This window comes from Franzmannia pantelleriensis (assembly GCF_900102875.1).
In the GTDB taxonomy this organism is placed as follows: Bacteria; Pseudomonadota; Gammaproteobacteria; order Pseudomonadales; family Halomonadaceae; genus Franzmannia; species Franzmannia pantelleriensis.
In genome coordinates this window covers 140,243-160,787 of sequence record NZ_FNGH01000007.1, presented here as the reverse complement: position 1 = coordinate 160,787, position 20,545 = coordinate 140,243, and the positions used below count along the sequence as shown (strand labels likewise).

The 20,545-nt window shown below is 63.8% G+C and carries 18 protein-coding genes; 7 read left to right on the top strand and 11 right to left on the bottom strand.

Translation table 11 applies throughout. From position 1 onward, the window contains the following. Nucleotides 1–8 precede the first annotated feature (8 nt). From tldD to BLT16_RS10555, 7 genes are read right to left on the bottom strand one after another with little or no spacing between them, the layout of a single operon-like run. On the bottom strand, nucleotides 9–1,478 hold the full coding sequence (gene tldD, locus BLT16_RS10585; protein WP_176817211.1) for a metalloprotease TldD: 1,470 nt from the start codon (nucleotides 1,476–1,478) through the stop codon (nucleotides 9–11). Further along, nucleotides 1,475–5,272 carry a YhdP family phospholipid transporter gene (locus BLT16_RS10580; protein ID WP_089658486.1) on the bottom strand — a complete coding sequence of 1,266 codons (3,798 nt, stop codon included), beginning with the start codon at nucleotides 5,270–5,272 and terminating at the stop codon, nucleotides 1,475–1,477. The genes tldD and BLT16_RS10580 overlap by 4 nt, the downstream gene beginning before the upstream one ends. A 3-nt stretch (nucleotides 5,273–5,275) precedes the next feature. Next, entirely contained in the window at nucleotides 5,276–6,739 is a 1,464-nt protein-coding gene (gene rng, locus BLT16_RS10575) for a ribonuclease G (RefSeq protein ID WP_089658485.1), read from the bottom strand. Nucleotides 6,740–6,771: 32 nt separating this feature from the next. After that, entirely contained in the window at nucleotides 6,772–7,365 is a 594-nt protein-coding gene (locus BLT16_RS10570; RefSeq protein ID WP_089658484.1) for a Maf family protein, read from the bottom strand. A gap of 19 nt (nucleotides 7,366–7,384) precedes the next feature. Next, nucleotides 7,385–7,873, bottom strand: coding sequence for a rod shape-determining protein MreD (mreD, locus tag BLT16_RS10565; RefSeq protein ID WP_089658483.1), 489 nt, complete (start codon nucleotides 7,871–7,873; stop codon nucleotides 7,385–7,387). Then, on the bottom strand, nucleotides 7,873–8,778 hold the full coding sequence (gene mreC, locus BLT16_RS10560; protein ID WP_089658584.1) for a rod shape-determining protein MreC: 906 nt from the start codon (nucleotides 8,776–8,778) through the stop codon (nucleotides 7,873–7,875). The genes mreD and mreC overlap by 1 nt, the downstream gene beginning before the upstream one ends. Nucleotides 8,779–8,814: 36 nt before the next feature. Beyond that, nucleotides 8,815–9,852 (bottom strand): rod shape-determining protein, encoded by a 1,038-nt coding sequence (locus BLT16_RS10555; protein ID WP_076748541.1) that lies wholly within the window; start codon nucleotides 9,850–9,852, stop codon nucleotides 8,815–8,817. A 191-nt stretch (nucleotides 9,853–10,043) separates the two neighbouring features. On the opposite strand from BLT16_RS10555, the gene gatC reads away from it, so the two are divergent. The 4 genes from gatC to BLT16_RS10535 are packed head-to-tail and all read left to right on the top strand — an operon-like array spanning nucleotide 10,044 to nucleotide 13,862. Then, complete coding sequence (gene gatC, locus BLT16_RS10550; protein WP_089658482.1) at nucleotides 10,044–10,331, top strand: Asp-tRNA(Asn)/Glu-tRNA(Gln) amidotransferase subunit GatC; 288 nt, start codon at nucleotides 10,044–10,046, stop codon at nucleotides 10,329–10,331. Between the two features lie 20 nt (nucleotides 10,332–10,351). Further along, a complete protein-coding gene (gene gatA / locus BLT16_RS10545) occupies nucleotides 10,352–11,812 on the top strand; it encodes an Asp-tRNA(Asn)/Glu-tRNA(Gln) amidotransferase subunit GatA (protein WP_089658481.1) in 1,461 nt (486 codons plus the stop codon). Further along, nucleotides 11,812–13,263: an Asp-tRNA(Asn)/Glu-tRNA(Gln) amidotransferase subunit GatB gene (gene gatB / locus BLT16_RS10540; protein WP_089658583.1), complete on the top strand. Its 1,452-nt coding sequence runs from the start codon at nucleotides 11,812–11,814 to the stop codon at nucleotides 13,261–13,263. Before gatA ends, gatB begins: the two co-directional genes overlap by 1 nt. A 47-nt stretch (nucleotides 13,264–13,310) precedes the next feature. Next, nucleotides 13,311–13,862 carry a cupin domain-containing protein gene (locus BLT16_RS10535; protein WP_089658480.1) on the top strand — a complete coding sequence of 184 codons (552 nt, stop codon included), beginning with the start codon at nucleotides 13,311–13,313 and terminating at the stop codon, nucleotides 13,860–13,862. Nucleotides 13,863–13,883: 21 nt separating this feature from the next. Here BLT16_RS10535 and BLT16_RS10530 read toward each other — a convergent pair whose 3' ends face one another. Together BLT16_RS10530 and BLT16_RS10525 are read right to left on the bottom strand one after the other, a co-directional pair. Continuing rightward, complete coding sequence (locus BLT16_RS10530) at nucleotides 13,884–14,564, bottom strand: LuxR C-terminal-related transcriptional regulator (RefSeq protein WP_089658479.1); 681 nt, start codon at nucleotides 14,562–14,564, stop codon at nucleotides 13,884–13,886. 163 nt (nucleotides 14,565–14,727) lie between these two features. Then, entirely contained in the window at nucleotides 14,728–15,285 is a 558-nt protein-coding gene (locus BLT16_RS10525; protein ID WP_089658478.1) for a response regulator, read from the bottom strand. A 392-nt stretch (nucleotides 15,286–15,677) separates the two neighbouring features. Here BLT16_RS10525 and BLT16_RS20920 point away from each other — a divergent pair, with 392 nt between their 5' ends. The 3 genes from BLT16_RS20920 (at nucleotide 15,678) to BLT16_RS10515 (ending at nucleotide 18,487) form a co-directional block, all read left to right on the top strand. Beyond that, nucleotides 15,678–16,367 (top strand): GAF domain-containing protein, encoded by a 690-nt coding sequence (locus BLT16_RS20920; protein ID WP_218124437.1) that lies wholly within the window; start codon nucleotides 15,678–15,680, stop codon nucleotides 16,365–16,367. Then, nucleotides 16,327–17,508, top strand: a complete 1,182-nt coding sequence (locus BLT16_RS20915) for a putative bifunctional diguanylate cyclase/phosphodiesterase (RefSeq protein ID WP_218124436.1) — start codon at nucleotides 16,327–16,329, stop codon at nucleotides 17,506–17,508. Before BLT16_RS20920 ends, BLT16_RS20915 begins: the two co-directional genes overlap by 41 nt. A 160-nt stretch (nucleotides 17,509–17,668) precedes the next feature. After that, a complete protein-coding gene (locus BLT16_RS10515; protein ID WP_176817210.1) occupies nucleotides 17,669–18,487 on the top strand; it encodes a GGDEF domain-containing protein in 819 nt (272 codons plus the stop codon). A 473-nt stretch (nucleotides 18,488–18,960) separates the two neighbouring features. Here BLT16_RS10515 and BLT16_RS20620 read toward each other — a convergent pair whose 3' ends face one another. Together BLT16_RS20620 and BLT16_RS10510 are read right to left on the bottom strand one after the other, a co-directional pair. Next, nucleotides 18,961–19,128, bottom strand: a complete 168-nt coding sequence (locus BLT16_RS20620) for a DUF6435 family protein (protein ID WP_143025061.1) — start codon at nucleotides 19,126–19,128, stop codon at nucleotides 18,961–18,963. Nucleotides 19,129–19,207: 79 nt separating this feature from the next. Next, nucleotides 19,208–20,515, bottom strand: a complete 1,308-nt coding sequence (locus tag BLT16_RS10510; RefSeq protein WP_245701597.1) for a DNA recombination protein RmuC — start codon at nucleotides 20,513–20,515, stop codon at nucleotides 19,208–19,210. Nucleotides 20,516–20,545 lie beyond the last annotated feature (30 nt).

Here is a 20,545-nt window from a genome sequence, read left to right as displayed (position 1 = left end):
CCCTCAACTCACGACGCCGTGCCGCCCACCGTAAGCTCGTCCAACTTGAGCGTCGGCTGGCCGACGCCTACCGGCACGCCCTGGCCCTCCTTGCCGCACACCCCGATCCCGGTGTCCAGGTCCATGTCGTGGCCGATCATCGACACCTGGGCCATCGCCTCGGGGCCGTTGCCGATCAGGGTCGCCCCCTTGACCGGCGCGGTGATCTTGCCGTCTTCGATCAGGTAAGCCTCACTGGCCGAGAACACAAACTTGCCCGAGGTGATATCGACCTGGCCACCGCCGAAGCTCACCGCATAAATGCCGCGCTTGACGCTGCCAATGATATCGGCCGGGTCGTCCTGGCCGGCCAGCATGTAGGTGTTGGTCATGCGTGGCATCGGCATGTGTGCGTAGGACTCACGGCGCGCGTTGCCGGTGGGCGCCATGCCCATCAGCCTGGCGTTGAGCTTGTCCTGCATGTAGCCGGTGAGGATGCCGTCCTCGATCAGCGGCGTATAGGCGCCCGGCGTGCCTTCATCATCGATCGACAGCGAGCCGCGGCGGTCCGCCAGCGTGGCATCGTCAACCACGGTCACGCCTTTAGCGGCCACCCGCTGGCCCATGAGGCCGGCAAAAGCCGAGCTGCCCTTGCGATTGAAGTCACCCTCCAGGCCATGGCCCACCGCCTCGTGCAGCAGGATACCGGGCCAGCCGGCCGCCAACACCACCGGCATCTGACCGGCCGGCGCATCCACTGCCTCGAGGTTGACCAGTGCCTGGCGCACCGCCTCTCGGGCGAAGCGGCTCGGCGCCTGCTCCTCGCGCAGCCGCGCCATGGCATAGCGACCACCGCCGCCGGCACTACCGCGCTCACGGCGGCCGTTCTTGGTGGCGATCACGCTGACGTTGAAGCGCACCAGCGGGCGCACGTCGGCGGCCAGGGTGCCGTCGCTGGCGCGTACCAGCACCACCTCATAGAGCCCGGTCAGTGAGGCACTGACCTGACTCACCGCGGGGTTCTCGGCGCGCGCGATGCGATCGGCTTCCTTGAGCATGGCGATCTTGTCGGCGGCGGAGAGGCCAGCCAGCGGGTCGAGGCCGACATAGCGATCGGCGGCCTGGCTCAGCTGCCCCGGCGCCAGCGTCAGCCGGGAACCGCTGCGCGTGATGCCCGACGCGGTGCGCCCAGTGTCCGCCAGCGCCTCGGCGGTGATCTGATTGGAGTAGGCGAAGCCGGTCTTGTCGCCGGCCATGGCACGCACGCCGACACCGCCGTCGATGCTATAGCTGCCCTCCTTGACTTCGCCATCTTCGAGCACCCAGCTCTCGTTCCAGCTGCGCTGAAAGTAGAGGTCGGCGTAGTCGATACCGGCGCCCAGCGCATGGCCTAGGCCGGTGTCCAGCCCGGCGAGGTCCAACCCCCCTGGGGTCAGCAGGGTCGCCACGGCACCATCGAGCTTGTCCTGAGCCGTCAGTTCACGGGAGTGTAGGTTCATTCGGCACCTTCCAGGGAAATCTGCGGCGAGGTCCAGGGACCCCGCACGCGGTAATGAATCTGCGTCGCCCGATCGATGACACCACCGAACAGACGATGCGCGATGAACAGTGCCCCGCCCACCACCGGGGCGCCGGCGGCTACCGCCGCCAGCGGGAGATTCTGGCTCACTGGTACCGTGACCCCGAGTCGCTGGTCGAGTTCACGGCGTGCCAGGTCTACCTGGCCATCGAGGGTGAAGCGCGTGGCCGGCGCCTCGACCACCACCGGGCCGCGGGTTTCCAGAATGCCACCATACAAGGTCGCGCTGCCGATGACACTGTCGAAGGCAGTGCCCTGGCCGGTGACGTCCGAGAAATCCAGCCGCAGACGACGCAGCAGATTGTCGAAATTGAGCAGCCCGACCAGCCGCGCCGAGGGCGAATCGAGGTAGCGGAAACGACCGTCCCGCAGGTCAATATCCAGGCTGCCCCGCGAACGGTCGAGCCCGAACTGCCAGGGTGCTCCAGGCCAGGCCAGCTGCGAGCGTACCCGAGTACTGGCATTGGTAATCGCCACCGGCTGGTCGAGCCGTTCCAAGGCCGTGCCAAGGTCACCGCCGTCCAGCGACAGCCGTGAGCGTGTCAGGCTAGCGCCGCCGGAAGCTTCCCAGTCGATCTCGCCACGCGCCGAGACACGCCCCAGGGTCAGCCCCAGCGGCGCGACTTGCAGCGCCCCTGGGCTGGCCCGCCAGCGGGCGGTGAGCGGGCCGAACGACTTGCCCTCGCGTAGCAGGCTGGCGACTCGCAAGCGGCCGTCCGGAAGCTCGCCGACCCAGTCGGGAAAGGCGGCCGGGCTGGGCGCCACGGCGACTTCGTCGAGCAGCCCCTCGGCGTCGCCCTCCTCGGGCACCAGGGCATCCAGGTTGAGCCTCACCAGGGCGACATCCAGCTCGCCGCCAGCAGCCGGGCGGTAGTCGACGCGCCCCTCCAGCAGGCTGCCATCGACGTCGACGCGCCAGTCGTCGCCGCTCCACGGGTAGGCGCTGGCATATAAAGAGCCCAGACAGCGCTGCGTCACGTCCAGGCAGGGGGTCGCCAGACGCACCACGCGCAGCTGGTCGGGGCTACCCTCGCCCAGCGCCAGGCCGTCGATGCCGAGACCGCCAAGTGCCTCAGCCCAGGCGTCGGTATTGATTCGCGAGGTGCGCCAGTCAACCTCCCAGCCACTGCCATCGGGCCAGCTGGGTGACGCCGGCCACTGTTCCAGCCACGCTTGCCCCTGGCCGCTGCGGCCCCACTCGCGCCAGCGCACGCGCAGTCGCTCGGCCAATTCGCCTTCGATGGTCCCACTCTCGAGATCAGCCTCGACGAACAGCGGCGCGCGCCTGTCTGCGGGCTTGCCGAACGGCGCCGGCAGGCGAATCGTCAGACCGTTCAAGTCGCTGTCAAAGCGGAATCGCGAGGCGCCCTCGGCCAGGTCCAGACGTGCGGCATACGGAAATACGCCGTCGAGAATCGGCGCCGCGGCTTCCAGTCCGGCCCAGCTCAGCAGCCCGCTGGCCAGCGCCCTGCCATTGAAATCGACACGCTGCTCGCGGGTATCGAAATCGGCACGCAGCGGACCACCGAACACGCGCGCGCCGAGCACCCCGTCGACCCCACCCTGGTCGTCACGGTGGCGATAGGCCAGGCTGCCATTGACGCTGTGCATGCGGATGTCGAGGGGCACGTAGACCAGCGTCGGCACATCGACCTCGGCCTCGATGTCCAGGCGCAGCGCCTCGGGGTCGTCCAGCGGCAGCTCCAGAGCCAGGTCGCCGGCCAGCGCACCGCTGCCGCTGAAGTCGCTACTATCGAGATCGAAGAACGGCAGCGCGGCGAGATAGTCGAGCACCGCCTCGCTGCTGCCGGCCAGCTCGCCGAGCACGCTCAGGGTGCCGTCATCCAGGCTGACCCGGCCATCCTCTGCCACGACACCGAGGCTTTCGGCGTGATCGACCCAGGCCTCCAGGCGCATGCCGTCCATCGCCAGGCGCCCGCTGACGTCGTCTAGCGCCGGCCACCCCTCGGCAAACGGCAGGTGACCATCGACCAGTTCGAGGGCCAGCTCGAGCTCGACGTCGTCGGGCTCGATGCCCTCCCGAAGCGGCTGGCGCAGGCTCAGGGTGCCGGCGCTGACACGTCCCGCTGCCCCCAGTTCGAGCCACTCGTTGAGCCCCTCTCCGAATATCCCTACCGGCAGCCAGTCACGCAGCGGAGTGGACACCGCATCAATGTCGCGAAACGCCAGGTCGAGGCCCAGTTCGCCGGGCACATTGCCGCCCAGTGCCAGATCGAATCCTCCCTGCACCTGGGCGCCGCGCCACAGTGCCTCGAGGTCCCGGCCATCGACGTGGACCCGCTCGCCGCGGTAGTCCCACTGCACCACCCCGCGCGCCGCATCGAGCTGCATCGGAGCAGTGAACAGCCGCGGAAAATCGAGGGTGGTGTCGAGATCGCCAACGAAGGTGACCGTGCCGTGGAGATCCTCGGCCTCGACCCAGGCGTCGATGGGACCGCCGCCGGGGGCATGCTGCCACGCCGAGACCGCCACTTCGTGCAGCGCCCCCCGCGCCTGCCAGCTGCCGTTGCGACGACCAACGCCGAAGCCACTGATGCGGCCCTGGGGATCGAGACTATCGAGCACACGCACCAGCCCCTCGGGGAGGGGCACGCGGTTACGCCAGGCGGCCAGCGCATCGAGCTCGAAGCCACTGGTGTTGAGCCACCAGTCGCTGCCCTCGCCCGTCAGATGCCAATGCTCGGGGATTGCCGGCCCGTGGGTGGCGTCGTCGTCAGCCAGCGGCTCACGACTCAACCAGGCCTGCCAGCCGTTGCGGCCATCGCGCAGCCACTGGCCGCGGGCGCGAATATCATCCAGCGCCAGCGTCGAATTGGCGTTGCTGACGACGATACGGGGCACCTCCAGGTCGAGCCGGACATCCTCCAGCGCCCCCTGCTGCCAGCGCCCCCAGAGCTCGGCCTTGCCCTCGGCGTCATCGAGCCGCACCGGGTCGTTGCGGCTCAGCACCTCGGCCAGCTCGACCAGGCTGGCAACGTCCATGCGCGCCTGCAGCGCGGCGCTGAAATCGGCCAGCCCACGCTGCCCCGGCTGAACCTCCAGCGCCGCCTCCAGGGCAATGCTCTCTTGGCCCTCGACGTGCAACCACCCCTCGATATGGGTACGTCGCTGATCACCGGTCATCAGCAGGCTCGGTGCCTCGAGCACGACGTCACGATCGAGGCCGTGCAGCACCAGCCGCACCTGTTCGGCTTCGACACGCTGACGCAGCAGCGCACCGACCCAGAAATCCAGGCGCTCGAGATCGAAGCGGGTATCGGGTTGAAATTCCGGGGGCAGCTCGGCCGGCTCCGGCCAGTGCCAGGTGCGCTCCGGGGTCTGGTAGAGATGCACCGTCACCTGACGAAGGCGAGCATCTTCGACCACCGGCACCCGGTCACGCAGTGAGGCACCGCTGGCCAGTCGCAGCCGTGCGTGCTCGACCTCCAGCAGCGGCAGATCGCGTCCATCACGCGAGGCGATGCGCAGGTGGTGCAGCTCGGCGCTGGGGTCGAGGCGATTCACCCCGGCGCTCAGCTCGGCCACGCTGACCTCGGCATTGAAGCGCGCCGAGAGCAGCGTCTCGAGATTGTCACGCAGCACATCGACCTGGCCCAGCGCCAGGCGTAGCGCCACGACCAGTATCGCCAGCAGCGCCAGGCAGATCGCGGCCAGGGTGAGCGCCCAGCGCAGCGTCAGGCGGAGTGGGCTCATGGCTTACATCAGCACGATATCGTACTGCTCCTGGGAATAGTGTGACTCGACCTGGAAACGAATCGTCTTGTCGATGAAGGTCTCGAGGTCGGCCACCGCCGAGGACTCCTCGTCGAGCAGCCGATCCACTACCGCCTGGGAGGCCAACACCATGTAGGTTTCCGGGCTGTAGGCGCGCTCTTCACGCAGGATTTCGCGGAAAATCTCGTAGCACACGGTTTCCGGCGTCTTCAGCGTGCCGCGCCCACTACAGGTAGGACAGGGTTCGCACAGCGTCTGTTCAAGGCTTTCGCGCGTGCGCTTGCGGGTCAGTTGCACCAACCCCAGCTCGGTGACCCCGGTGCACTTGGTCTTGGCGTGGTCGCGCTCCAGCGATTTCTCGAGCACCCGCAGCACCTGGCGCTGGTGCTCGGATTCTTCCATGTCGATGAAATCGATGATGATGATGCCGCCCAGGTTACGCAGCCTGAGCTGACGAGCAATCGCCGTGGCCGCCTCGAGGTTGGTCTTGAAGATGGTTTCCTCGAGGTTGCGATGCCCCACATAGCCGCCGGTGTTGACGTCGATGGTGGTCATCGCCTCGGTGGGATCGATGACCAGATAGCCGCCGGACTTGAGCTGCACCTTGCGCCCCAGCGCCTTCTGGATCTCGTCTTCGACGCTGTAGAGGTCGAAGATCGGCCGCTCCCCGGGATAGTACTCGATACGCGTCTCGGTCCCGGGCATGAACTCGCTGGCGAACTCGACCAGCTTGAGGTAGTTCTCGCGGGAGTCGATGCGAACCTTCTCGATCTCGTCGCGCATCACGTCGCGCAGGGTGCGGATGAACAGCGGCAGATCATCGTAGATCACGCTGGGCGCCGGTGCTGTGATCTTGCGCTCGCTGACCTTGCGCCACAGCCGCAGCAGGAAGTGCATGTCAGCGTAGAGCTCCTCATGGCCCACCCCCTCGGCGGCGGTGCGAATGATGAACCCGCCGCTGATCTCGAGCTCCTGCTCGCCCTGACACTGTTCGGTCAGCTGACGCAGTCGCTCGCGCTCGGTGTCGTCCTCGATGCGCTGGGACACGCCGTTGTGCGGCGAATCAGGCATGTAGACCAGAAACCGCGACGGCACCGACAGGTGAGTGGTGAGGCGTGCCCCCTTGGAGCCGATGGGGTCCTTGGTGACCTGTACCACCAGCGCCTGCCCCTCATGCAGCAGGTGGCCGATCGACACCTGCTCATCACTGGGGGTATTGGCTGGCATCACGTCATGGGCATGAATGAAAGCGGCCCGGTCGAGGCCGATATCGATGAAGGCGGCCTGCATGCCGGGCAGCACCCGCACCACCTTGCCCTTGTAGATATTGCCGACGATACCGCGACGCCGGCTGCGCTCGATAAAGGCTTCCTGCAGGACGCCGTTCTCGACCACTGCCACGCGAGTTTCCATCGGCGTCAGGTTGATGAGTACTTCACCGCTCATGCAGGCTTCCTTATCCAGTGATCATCTCGGCATTATGGCACAGCCACCCCGGCCCCCGACCACAACGGCACTCCCTGGCGGGAGAGCAGCGCAGCCGTCTCGAAGAGCGGCAGCCCCACCACCGCCGAGTGGCTACCCTGCATCTCGGCAACGAACACCGCCGCCAGCCCCTGAATGGCGTAGCCGCCGGCCTTGTCGGCGGGCTCGCCGGTGGCCCAGTAGGCGTCGATCTCGGCGGCGCTGATGTGACGCAGCGTCACCCGGCTGGTCACGCAGCACTCGAGCAAGCCGGCAGGCCCGCTCACCGCGATCGCGGTGAGCACCTGATGGGTGTTGCCGGCCAGTGCCTCAAGCATCTCGGCGGCGTGGGCCTGGTCGCGGGGCTTGCCGAATATCTCGCCGTTCAGCACCACCGCGGTGTCCGAGCCGAGGGTCGGCAGCCGGCTGCCCACGGCACCGGCCAGCGTCTTATCCCGGGCCAGACGCTGCACGTAGTTGCGTGGCGCCTCCTCGGGCCACGGCGTCTCGTCGATATCTACTGGATGGACCTCAACGCTAACGCCGATCGAGGCCAGCAGGTCACGGCGGCGCGGCGAGGCGGAGGCCAGGCGCAGGGTCGCGGTCATGAAGACTCCGATCAATGCCTCAGAAAATGCCCAGTCGCCGGCGCAGCATCTGGAACATGGTGAACAGCCATGGCCACAGCAGCGCGCCAATCAGCGAGGGCAGCAGAAACGCCAAGTGGATCGAAAAGGGCCCGACGATGGTCCGCAACCACTGTTCGATCAACTGCACGAGGCCCAGCAGCATGAAGATAAGGATCGCCTGCTGCAGCAGGGAGTAGGCCCGCAGGCGCTGATAGAGCAGCGCGCACAGAAAGGCCAGCAGCGACAGGGTGAGCGCGTTCTGGCCCAGCGGCGAGCCCTCTATCAGGTCAAGCAGCAGCCCCAGGACAAAGCCGTGCAGCACCCCGACCCGCTGCGGCATCACCACGCACCAGTAGATCAACATCAGGCCCAGCCAGTCGGGCCGCCACATCAGCCACACATCGGCCAGCGGCATCACCTGCAGGCACAGCGCCAGCAGCAGGCTCAGCCAGATCAGCAGGGTTCCGCGCAGGCCTATGGCAACCATTACTGCATCAACTCCATGGGCGGTTCGATGAGCGAGAAGGTCTCGTCCCACAGCCGGTCACCCGGCTCGGGCTCGACGGTCGGCGGCGGGAACAGCAGCAGGAAGTGGCGCGAGCGCTGCAGTTGAGCCACCGGCGCCGCGGTGACCCGGGCGAAGGGCTGGCCGGGATCATGAACCACCTCACTGACCCGCGCCACCGGGTAACCGGCGGGAAAGCGCCCGGCCAGCCCCGAGGTGATCAGTAGGTCACCTTCGCGAATATCGGCGGTGTCCGGCACGTGCATGACGTTGAGGGTATCGTAGCGGCCCGAGCCCTGGACGATGAAGCGCAGACCGTTGCGGTTGACCTGCACCGGCATGGCATGATTGGCATCGGCCAGCATCAGCACGCGACTCGAATAGGCCGAGACCGCCGTGACCTGCCCCACCAGCCCGGACGCGTCCATCACCGGCTGACCGACGTAGGCGCCATCACGGCGTCCACGATCGATGACCATCTGATGAGTAAAAGGATCAGAGTCCAGCGAGAGCAGTTCGGCGGTCACATAGGGCATATCGGCCTGGCCCGCCGCATTGAGCAGCTCGCGCAGGCGCACGTTCTCGGCGGTCAGACTGGCCATGCGCTGCACGCGATGCGACAGGGTCAGCAGCTGTTCGCGCAGGCGGCGATTCTCATCGACCAGCGCGCGCTGGTCCGACAGCGCCAGCGACCCCCAGGTGAGCAAATCGCTGGGCACGCTCACCGCCCACTGGATCGGCGCCACCACGGTGGTCATCTGGGCGCGCAGATCTTCCATGCGTGAAAAGCGGTGTTCTGCGAACATCAGCGCAAATGCCAAGATCGCACACAGCAGCATGCGATAACCCGGCACCGGCCCGTGCGAGAACAGCGGTTTGATAAGCAATCCCCCCGAAGGCATCAGCCCAGCCGTGACCGGGCGTTAGTCGCTCGAGAGCAGCTCGAAGGTATGCTGGTCGATCATCTCCAGAGCCTTGCCGCCGCCACGCGCCACGCAGGTCAACGGGTCCTCGGCGACGATCACCGGCAGGCCGGTCTCCTCGGCAATCAGCTTGTCGAGGTCGCGCAACAGGGCACCACCGCCGGTCAGCACCAGACCGCGCTCGGCGATATCCGAGGCGAGCTCCGGCGGAGACTGCTCGAGAGCGCTCTTCACCGCAGTGACGATCGATGCCAGGGTCTCCTGCAAGGCGTCGAGAATCTCGTGGGAGTTGAGCGTAAAGCTGCGCGGAATGCCCTCGGCCAGGTTGCGGCCACGCACGTCGATTTCGCGCAGCTCGCCGCCAGGATAAGCGCAGCCAATCTCCTCCTTGATGCGTTCGGCGGTAGCTTCGCCGATCAGGCTACCGTAGTGGCGCCGCACATAGGCGGTAATGGCTTCATCGAAGCGGTCGCCACCGACGCGAATCGACTCGGAGTAGACCACGCCGTTGAGCGAGATAATGGCAATCTCGGTGGTACCGCCACCGATATCGACGACCATCGAGCCCTGCGCCTCTTCCACCGGCAGGCCAGCGCCGATCGCTGCCGCCATGGGCTCCTCGATCAGGAACACCTCACGGGCCCCGGCGCCTTCCGCCGACTCCTTGATGGCGCGACGCTCGACCTGGGTCGACATGCACGGCACGCACACCAGCACCCGCGGGCTCGGCGTCAGGAAGGTGCTCTGATGCACCTTGCGGATGAAGTGCTGCAGCATCTGTTCGGTAACGGTGAAGTCGGCGATCACGCCGTCCTTCATCGGGCGGATGGCGGTAATATTGCCCGGCGTACGGCCCAGCATGCGCTTGGCATCGACGCCAACGGCGGCAACGCTGCGCATATTGCCGGACTGGCGGATGGCCACGACGGATGGCTCGTCGAGCACGATGCCCCGACCGCGAACGTAGATCAGTGTGTTGGCGGTCCCAAGGTCGATCGACAGATCGCTCGAGAACAGCCCCCGTAAACGTTTAAACATGAAAGTCTTTCACCTAGTGCAGACCGGAACCCTGTGCGGATGCAAACGGTATCACCACGGCCGATATGCAGCAAGCTGAAGTGCCTGCCAGACGCGCCAAGATGTGGTACGGTTTGCGGCTATTTCAGCGCGGATGTCGGCCGCCGACGTCCGACGCCCCATCGATATCATGCTCAGGGGACGTTTTCACCATGGCGCTTGAACCCTCCGACGTACAGCGCGCGGCTCATCTGGCGCGGCTGGCCATGAACGATGCCGACGCCACCGGCTACGTAGACGATCTCGGCCGTATTCTGGCCATGGTCGATCAGCTGCAGGAAGTCGACACCGACGGCGTAGCGCCGCTCGCTCACCCCCTCGACACCACCCAGCGACTGCGCGCCGACGAGGTCACCGAACGCGACCAGCGCGATCACTTCCAGCGCGTCGCCCCGGCCGTCGAGAACGGTCTCTATCTGGTGCCCCGCGTCGTCGAATGAACCCGCTTCAGGATCCTGCCATGCACGACAAGACTTTGACCCAGCTCGCCCGGGCCCTGGCCGACGGCGAGACGTCCAGCCGCGAGCTGACCGAAACATTGCTGGGGCGCATTGACCGCCTCGACGGCCGCCTCAACAGCTTCATCAGTGTCACCCACGAGCAGGCGCTGGCCGCCGCCGATGCCGCCGATGCGCTGCGCGCCAAGGGCCAGGCCGGCCCGCTCACCGGCCTGCCGCTGGCGCTCAAGGACATCTTCTGCACCAACGGCGTCAAGACCAGCTGCGGCTCGAAGATGCTCGACAATTTCATTGCCCCCTACGACGCCACGGTCGTCGAGAAGCTCAACGCCGCCGGCACGGTGAGCCTGGGCAAGACCAATATGGACGAGTTCGCCATGGGCTCGTCGAACGAGAACAGCCACTACGGACCGGTGAAGAATCCCTGGGATCTCAACGCCGTACCCGGTGGTTCTTCCGGGGGCAGCGCGGCGGCGGTAGCCGCCGGCCTGGTGCCGGCAGCCATGGGCACCGATACCGGCGGCTCGATACGCCAGCCGGCGGCCTTCTGCGGCATCACCGGGCTCAAACCGACCTACGGTCGCGTCTCGCGCTACGGCATCATCGCCTACGCCTCTAGCCTCGACCAGGCCGGGCCGATGGCGCGCAGCGCCGAGGACTGCGCGCTGCTGCTCGGCACCATCGCCGGCCACGACCTGCGCGACTCCACCAGCGTGGCGCGCGGCGTACCCGACTATACCGCCGAGCTCGGCGAATCGCTGTCGGGCCTCAAGATCGGCCTGCCCAAGGAGTATTTCGGCGACGGCCTGGCCCCCGAGGTTGAGCAGGCGGTACGTGAGGCAATCAAGGTCTACGAATCACTGGGCGCCAGCGTCCACGAGGTCAGCCTGCCGCATACCCACTATGCGATCCCGGCCTACTACGTGATCGCCCCGGCCGAAGCCTCCTCGAACCTGTCGCGCTACGACGGCGTGCGCTTCGGCCACCGCTGTGACGCGCCCAGCGACCTGATCGACCTCTACAAGCGCTCCCGGGACGAAGGCTTCGGCGAGGAAGTCAAACGGCGCATTCTGATCGGCACCCACACCCTCTCGGAGGGCTTCTTCGACGCCTACTACACCAAAGCGCAGCAGGTCCGCCGGCTGATTCGCCAGGACTTCATCGACGCCTTCGAGGAGGTCGACGTGCTGATGGGGCCGGCCTCGCCTACCCCGGCCTTCGATCTCGGCGCTAACAAGGACCCGGTGTCGATGTACTTGCAGGACATCTACACCATCGCCGTCAACCTGGCCGGCATCCCCGGCATCAGCGTTCCCGCTGGCTTTGCCGGCCAGCGCCCGATCGGCTTGCAGATCCTTGGCCCGCACTTCGCCGAGTCGCAGCTGCTCAACGTCGCCCACCAGTTCCAGCAGGCCACCGACTGGCACCAGCGCCGTCCCGCCCTTGCCGAGGAGAGTGCATGATGCAATGGGAAACCGTGATCGGGCTGGAAGTCCACGTCCAGCTCGCCACCAAGTCGAAGATCTTTTCCGGCGCCTCCACCGCCTTCGGCGCCGAGCCCAACAGCCAGGCCTGCGCCGTCGACCTCGGCCTGCCCGGCGTGCTGCCGGTACTCAACGAGGCCGCGGTGGCCATGGCGGTCAAGTTCGGCCTCGGCATCAACGCCGAGATCCCCGAGGTATCGGTGTTCGACCGTAAGAACTACTTCTACCCGGACCTCCCCAAGGGCTACCAGACCAGCCAGATGTACCACCCCATCGTCGGCGCCGGGGAGGTCGAAATCAGCCTCGACGACGGCGCTACCAAGCGCATCCGCGTGCACCATGCCCATCTCGAGGAGGACGCCGGCAAGTCGCTCCACGAGGATTATCACGGCATGACCGGCATCGACCTCAACCGCGCCGGCACGCCGCTGCTGGAGATCGTCTCCGAGCCCGACATGCGCTCGGCCAAGGAGGCCGCGGCCTACCTCAAGGCGATTCATGCCATCGTCACCTACCTCGGCATCTCCGACGGCAACATGGCCGAGGGCTCGATGCGCTGCGACGTCAACGTCTCGGTGCGCCCCAAGGGCCAGGAAGCGTTCGGCACCCGCGCCGAGGTCAAGAACGTCAACTCCTTCCGCTTCGTCGAGCGTGCCATCGCCTATGAAGTGGAGCGCCAGATCGAACTGATCGAAGACGGCGGCACGGTGGTCCAGGAGACCCGCCTGTTCGACCCCGAGGCCGACGAGACGCGCAGCATGCGTACCAAGGAGGAGGCCAACGACTACCGTTACTTCCCCTGCCCCGACCTGCTGCCGGTGGTGCTCGACCGTGCCTACGTCGATCACCTGCGCAGCACTCTGCCGGAACTGCCTGCCGAAAAACGCGCACGCTTCGAGGGCGAACTGGGACTCTCCGCCTACGATGCCAGCGTGCTGGCTTCCAGCCGCGCCATGGCCGAGTATTTCGAAGCGGTCAAGGACGCCTGCGGCGATGCCAAGCAGGCCGCCAACTGGGTGCAGGGCGAACTCTCCGGCGCGCTCAACCGCGAGAGCCTGAGCATCGAGCAGAGCCCGGTGTCGGCCAAGCAGCTCGGCGAACTGATCACACGAGTGCTCGACGACACCATCAACGGCAAGGCTGCCAAGCAGGTCTTCCAGGCGCTATGGAACGGCGAGGGCGACAGCGCCGACGCCATCATCGACGCCAAGGGCCTCAAGCAGGTCACCGACAGCGGCGCCATCGAGGCGATGATCGACCAGGTGATCGCCGACAGCCCGGTGCAGGTCGCCCAGTATCGTGACGCCGAGCCCGACAAGCGCGGCAAGATGATCGGCTACTTCGTTGGCCAGGTAATGAAGGCCTCGCGGGGCACCGCCAACCCCCAGCAGGTCAACGCCCTACTCAAAGAAAAACTGGATCAGGCGTGATCCATTCGCGGCCGGCGCCACGCCGGCCGCCTGATCAGGAGATTGCCATGTCGGACGACGTCGGAGGGCGCCTGCGCGCACTGCGCACCCTGCGCGGCATATCCCAGCGCGAGCTCGCCAAGCGCTGCGGCGTGACCCACTCGAGCCTGTCGCTGATCGAACAGGGCAAGGTCAGCCCCTCGGTCAGCTCGCTGAAGAAGGTCCTCGACGCCATTCCGATCAGCGTCGGCGACTTCTTCACCATGGATCTCGAAAACCGCGACCAGGTGTTCTACTCGGCGGACGAACTTACCGACATGGGCAGCGGCGAGGTGATCTTCAAGCTGGTCGGCGCCAACCGTGCCAGCCGTGCGCTGTCGTTCATGATCGAGACTTACCCGGCCGGCAGCGATACCGGGCGCGAGATGATTGCCCACCAGGGTGAAGAAGCCGGGGTGGTACTGGAGGGCGAGATCGAGATCACCGTGGGCGGCGAGAGCCGCGTGCTGGGTGTCGGCGAGGCCTACTATTTCGATACCAACGTACCCCACCGTTTTCGCAACCCCGGCGACGTGGCCTGCAAGCTGGTCAGCTGCTGCACCCCGGCCAAGACGTTCTGATCCTGCGCCCAGCCTTACCTATCAGGGAAGATCGGTAGTTTGCGGCTGCGAAATCAAGCCAAGCCTGATGGCTTCATGAACCAAGCCGGCCGTATGCCCGACCCCAAGGCGCCGCATGATATCGGCGCGGTGCGTCTCGATGGTCTTGACACTCACATTGAGCTGCTCGGCAATTGCCTTGTTGCGAAAGCCCGTTGCTACCAGCCTTAGCACCTCGCTTTGTCGTGGCGTCAAGGGGGTTTCCTGCCGGGAGCCCTCGCCGACCACCGAGGCGGCATTGATGAATTGCTCCGGCTCCATGGCCGTGAGCACGAAGCGATCTCCCTGTACGGCTTTATGGATGGCCGTTTCCAGATCATGGACATCCGCATTTTTATGCAGGAAACCACAGACACCCTCCCGCAGGAGGCGACGAATATAAGTATCACTGGAATAGGCGGAGAGCACCACCACCTGGAGTCCAGGGTGAACCTCCCCAAGTCGAGTCAGAGATTCGAGCTCCTGGCTCGAGGCAACCGTCGCATCCACCAGCGCCACATCGGCCTCCTGACATGCGAGGACGGCGAGGAGCTCATGCGCCGAACTTGCCTCGGCAACCACCGCCATGTTGTCGAAGGTCTCGATGAGGTAGCGGATCGCGGATCGCACCAGCCGGTGCTCATCGACGAGCAGAACCCGGATATTGTCGGTTGGATATTTCATCAATATATGCCATATACCTTGGCACGGAGAGACTCGAGAAGAGCAAGGAACCTCGCGACAGCGCGAGGTCAACCGTAATAGGAAAGTGCATCGGAAACGCCCACAACATCAACCTCGTACGGTATCGCACAAGGTATAATATTAGTATACGCAAAAACCCTGATCATGCCCCCTCTCTCAATATGCCCTGTCGCAAAGCGGAATCGATGATGGCTTCTATCTGATCGGGACCCTGTGAAGGGCCGACATCCAGCGTCGTTCGCGTCGATACATGCTTGGGGGAGAGCCCCAAGCCCAGCTGCTTGATAATCGTTGGACAAAGAAACGTCTGTCCCGTTGCAGCGGCATGCAGGGCTATCTCGAGCTCAGCAGCACCTGCGTCCTGCAACAGAAAGCCACTGGCACCCGATTCCAGGGCTCGCCTTACATCGCCAACCCCACGACTAACTGACAGGATCACAACGCGCGTGGTTGCGCCACCTTCCTGCAAGCGCCGGTGTACGTCGAAACATGCCTCTCCAGGCAAGAGCGCATCGATCAAGGCGACATCGACGCGCTCTTGCCGAGCGATCTCCCCCAAGCCGTGCAGATGCCCGATACTGGCGACCACCTCGATACCCGTGAAGCGCTCGAGCATCAGGCAGAGCCCCTCGCGGATGATGCCACTGTGATTGACAACCAAGACCCTGATCGATGTCTCGGAACGCTTATATGGCGTCATTTCCCACGCTCCTACGCTGATAACTGTGTCGCGTCCTGCCGAACTCGAGCACCGCCGGTCGATGCCGGACAGACGGCTATCGCTACCAGCTTCACGGTGACGCGCACCGAAGCTATTACCACGCTAGTCATGACCATCACGGTGGGCCTTGACTACATAAAAACACGGACGCAAGGTATAAAGCATCAGCAATAATACGCAGAATTACCTTTATCCACGACCCCGGACTCCATGGACGCTTCCCTAATCGATCACAATCCGTACACGCCAGCCTCCAGCGCCTCCACTTCTCTAGAAACACCCTTTATATCAACACTTTACAATATTAGCACCTGCTAAATTGTTGAATGACAACCCAGTCACACTCCACTATTTTACTGCAGGAGAATCCCATGGATGACATGCAGCCTGGCAGTACTCGCCGCACCAACGAGCACGCACGGCTTACTGAACTCCGCGCCCTCGACATCCTGGACACCCCGCCGGAAGAACGCTTTGACCGCTACACCCGCCTGGTGTCACAGATATTCAATACTCCTATCACATTGATTTCCTTGGTCGATGAGAATAGACAGTGGTTCAAGTCATCAGTGGGCGTGGATACCTGTGAAACGTCACGCGAGCTCTCATTCTGCGTACACGCCATTGAACAGGACTATCTGGAAATTCCCGACGCCTTGGAGGACGATTTCTTCCGTACCCACCAGGCGGTGGTGTCAGCCCCCTATGTCCGCTTCTACGCTGGCGTCGTCCTGCACGGCCCAAACGGCCAGGCTATCGGTACCCTATGCATCAGCGATACTAAACCTCGCGAGATCACCCCTGTGGAGCGATCCTGGCTCATGACCTTCGGCAAGGTCGTCGAGGAACAGATCCATCTCCAGGCCGAATTGGTCAAGGCCCGTCGCCAGGTGAGCCGTGTGACGCAGCGCGACACTCGAACAGGGCTCCCCGACGAGTTCCTATTCGGGGACACCCTGGATAACCTGATTCGCCTTGCCGACACGGAAACCTGCCATCTGGCGGTCCTACATCATACGCGTGAACAATCTCGACGAAATCAGTCGCATTCACGGTCGTAGCAACCGGGATGCCGTACTGAAATGCCTGGCAGATCGTTTGACAGCACCCGACATCAATATACTGGCGGCGGGCCACTTGGACCGAGATCGATTCGGTGCGGTGATTTCAATTTTTTCCGTGCGCGATATGTTCAGCATGATAGTGCCCATCGCGAACAGGTTGACCATGGCCATCGAACTGGAGGGCCATACGTTACTGCCGGACATCGATGTCGGCATCAGTGTCTCCCCTGCTGACGGCACCAGCCCTGATGAACTCCTGGAGCGCGCCAGAACAGCCCTAAAGGGCCCCCGAACCCCTGAAGGCATGCATGTCTTCACCCAGGAAACCGAAGCCAGTGCCGTACGTCGACACTGGATTGAGCAACGCCTGGAACCGGCCCTGCACAACGGCATGCTAATCCAACACTACCAGCCCATCATGCTCGCCGACGGCAGTGGCGTGCTCGGTTTTGAAGCCCTGGCGCGCTGGCAGGACGAGAAGCTGGGCAACGTAAGCCCCGGCGAATTCGTGCCAATAGCCGAAAAGAATCCGCGACTGTCTCAGCTACTGACGGACTGGTCGCTCAGGGTAGTCTGCGAGAAAGCGATGAAGTGGCCCCTCAAGACAGGCGATCCTCCGATGCGAATGGCGATCAATATTCCCGCCAATCAGTTTTATCAGGCGAGTTTTGTCGACCATATTCTCCAGATACTGAAGGAGTACAATCTAGCGCCGGAACGATTGGCACTAGAACTGACCGAGGAAAGCCTGCTCACCGATATCGACCAGGCGGTGCAAACCATGAGTAGGCTGAGGGATCAAAACATTGCCATCGCCCTGGATGATTTTGGCACCGGTTATTCCTCCTTGAACTATCTCAAGCGCCTCCCCATTGACGCACTCAAGATCGACAAGAGTTTCATCGATGAACTTCCCAATGATCGCAAGGCCGTCGATTTGGTCAAGGGCATCATCGGCATTGCCCGCGGCCTTGGCATGAGAGTCATCGGCGAAGGCGTGGAGTCGGAGGCACAACACCGCCTGCTTCAAGAACTGGGCTGTGATGCCCTGCAGGGCTACCTGTTCAGCCGCCCCGTCGTTGCCGAAAAGGCGTTAGCTTTCATCGAGTCCTGGCCTGGACGCGAAGGAGCTTGGTAACAGCATGCCTCATACGCCGTCAAACTCAAGATCCCTAAACGATAGCGCCGAGGTGGCCGGGATCTCTAACGCTCCTGCCACTCTGGAAGAATGGCAGGCTCTTGCATGCACCCTGCAGAGAGTACAAAGGGTCGGCAGGCTCGGGTATTGGAAACTGACCATGTCAACAGGCGTCGTCTACTGGTCCGATGTGGTGTATGACATCTTTGGTGTCGATAGGGCGGCCTTTACTCCTAGCTGTACGGCCTTCCTTAGAATGGTTTATCCGCAGGATCGGGCCAAGGTAGAGAAAAAACTCGCGCAACTGCGCGATAACGGGTATTACGAGATCACTTATCGAATCACCCTCCCGAGCGGCGATATTCGCTGGCTACATGAAATCGCCGACAATACCGCTCCCGACGATCCAGACACTCTAGTGGGTACGGTTAGAGACATCACTGTATTCAAAGAACTTGAGCTGAAACTGCGAAAGCAGACCATCACCGACCATCTTACGGGGCTATTCAACCGGCGCTATTTCATGAAGCGCCTCACACAAACCTTCGCCCTTTACCAGCGAAATGGCCAACAGGCTGTTGTCATGCTGCTGGATATCGACCACTTCAAGGCGGTCAATGATACCTATGGTCATGCCATGGGTGATCAGGTCTTGATGCGTCTCGCGGATCTGTTCAAGGAAAGGTTCAGGCAGACCGATGTGGTTGGACGCTTGGGAGGCGAAGAGTTCGCAGTATTGTTGGTTGACAGCTGCCTAGAGGATGCCGCCGGAGTGGCGGAAGAAATCAGAGGGGCGCTAGCAGGGATGGAATTCCACGCGAATGTCGACGAAACGTTCCGGGTATCCGTCACCTGTGGCCTTGCCGGATTCGCCGAGGATGATGCATCGGAATACAGTATCCTCAAGCGCGCCGATGATTCCCTGTATCTTGGTAAGCAGTCCGGACGCAACCAGGTCGTAGTGGAGAGCTTCTACTAAGCGAGTATTGCTCACAGGAAGGCGCTGAATGATTTCTACCCATCAATCTAGCAGGCGCGCCAAACAGGCATTGAGCTGGACCACAGTTACGCGGACATCCAATTCGGCGAAACCAAAGGGATGTGCTCAAAAATAACAGCGCTGCTGCTGAGTGGGTCGTCAGACATGACCCGCCCGCTTATCTCCCATGGTCCGATCAGCAATAAGCCAGCTGCAGGTATCCGAAGTAAAACGTTGTCATGCCATACCTGAGATGAAATACCTTGGCGAGGAGGGCATGACATTGCGGTAAGGCCCTTGACGGTCGCGGCACAGCGAGAGATGCACCAATCCTATCTTGTAGGAGCCACCGCTTAACAAGGTATCCCTACTAATGTCGGAGTTGGCACCTTGTCAAAATCGCGGCGGCGATCACCTAGGGCGCTACCCTACAATCTCAGCGGCGAACCATATTAAACTCTTCCAAGCGTTACTCAGCGCTGCTTGAGCGCTTCGATCTCCTCGCGCAGCTTCTCCGCCTCCTCAGTGAGCGAGGCGTTGGCGCGCATATCGCCGTTGCGCGCCGCCTGCATCGCCTGCTCCAGCTTGCGCTCGTACTCCTTCTGCAGCTTCTTGCTCGGATCGCGGCTGAACAGTCCCATGGCGTCTCTCCGGTGCTGGATGAACGACCAGACTACGCCAATAGCTATACAAAAGCGATACCAATACTGTACATCAGCGTCATTCGGAACGCGTCTGACCTGGATCCAGCTCCAGCCGCGCCCGCTCCACCAGCGCCTCGGGGAGCTCCCGCTTGACCGCCACGCCCAGTTCACGAAACTCGTCGGCCTGCTTGATCAGGTTGCCGCGGCCGTTGACCAGCTGGCCAATGGCGGTGTCATAGCTCTCCCGGGCACCGTCGAGCTTGCCGCCGACCTCCTCCATGCTGGTAAGAAACGTGCGCAGCTTGGCGTGAAACTTCTCGGCGCGGCTGGCCAGCTCGGCGCTGTGTCGGCTCTGGTCCTCGAAGCGCCACAGCTGGCGCACGATATTGAGGCTGGTCAGCAGGGTGGTCGGCGTCGCCACCAGCACGTTGCGCTCCAGGGCGCGCTGGAACAGCGACTCATCGTGCTTGAGCGCCTCGACGTAGGCCGACTCCACCGGAATGAACATCACCACCACGTCCGGCGAGTTGAGCCCCGGCAGGTCGTAGTAGTGCTTGTCGGCAAGCTCATTGATGCGCTCCCCCACTGCCCTGGCGTGGGCCGCCAGCGCCTCGCGGCGGGTGGGCTCGTCGTCGGCGTTGACGTAGCGCACATAGGCGGCAAGCGAGGTCTTGGCGTCGATGACCAGGTGCTTGCCCTGGGGCAGGTAGACCAGCGCGTCGGGGCGCCGCCGCCCCGCCTCGGTGGCAAAGCTGACTTCGCGCTGGTAATCCTTGCCGGGCCGCAGGCCGGCCCCCTCCAGCACGTTCTCAAGCATCAGCTCGCCCCAGTTGCCCTGCAGCTTCTTCTGCCCCTGCAGCGCCTCGGTGAGGCGGCTGGCCTGGTCGGTGATCTCGCGGTTGAGGGCCTGCAGATGCTGCAGCTCGGTGCGCAGGCTGGCGCGCTGTTCGGTATCGAAACGGTGGATCGCCTCGACCTTGTCGCGAAAGCCCTTCATCTCCGCCTGCAGCGGCTGCAGCAAGCCGTGGATATTGCGCTGGGAGAGCTCCGAGAAACTGCGCCCTTTGCGCTCGAGGATCTCATTGGCTAGGTTCTCGAACTCCTGCTTGAGCTGCTCGCGGCTATCGCGCAGCAGCGCCAGCTGCTGCTCGAAGTGCTCGCGCTGCTGGTCGAGGGTGGTGGCCAGGCGGGTGCGCTCCAGCTCGGCCTCCTGCCACTGCGCCTCGCGCTCAGCAAGCCGCGCCTCGAGCCGCTGGCGCTGAACCGTCGCCTCGCGGCGTTCGGCATCGCGGCGGCGCGCGCCCAGGGCAGCGGCCAACGCATAGGCGATGATAAACGCCATCACGGCAGCCAGCGCCGCCATCTGTTCGGGGGTAAGGGTCACGACACCACTCCGCCAGCAGGTGAATAACAC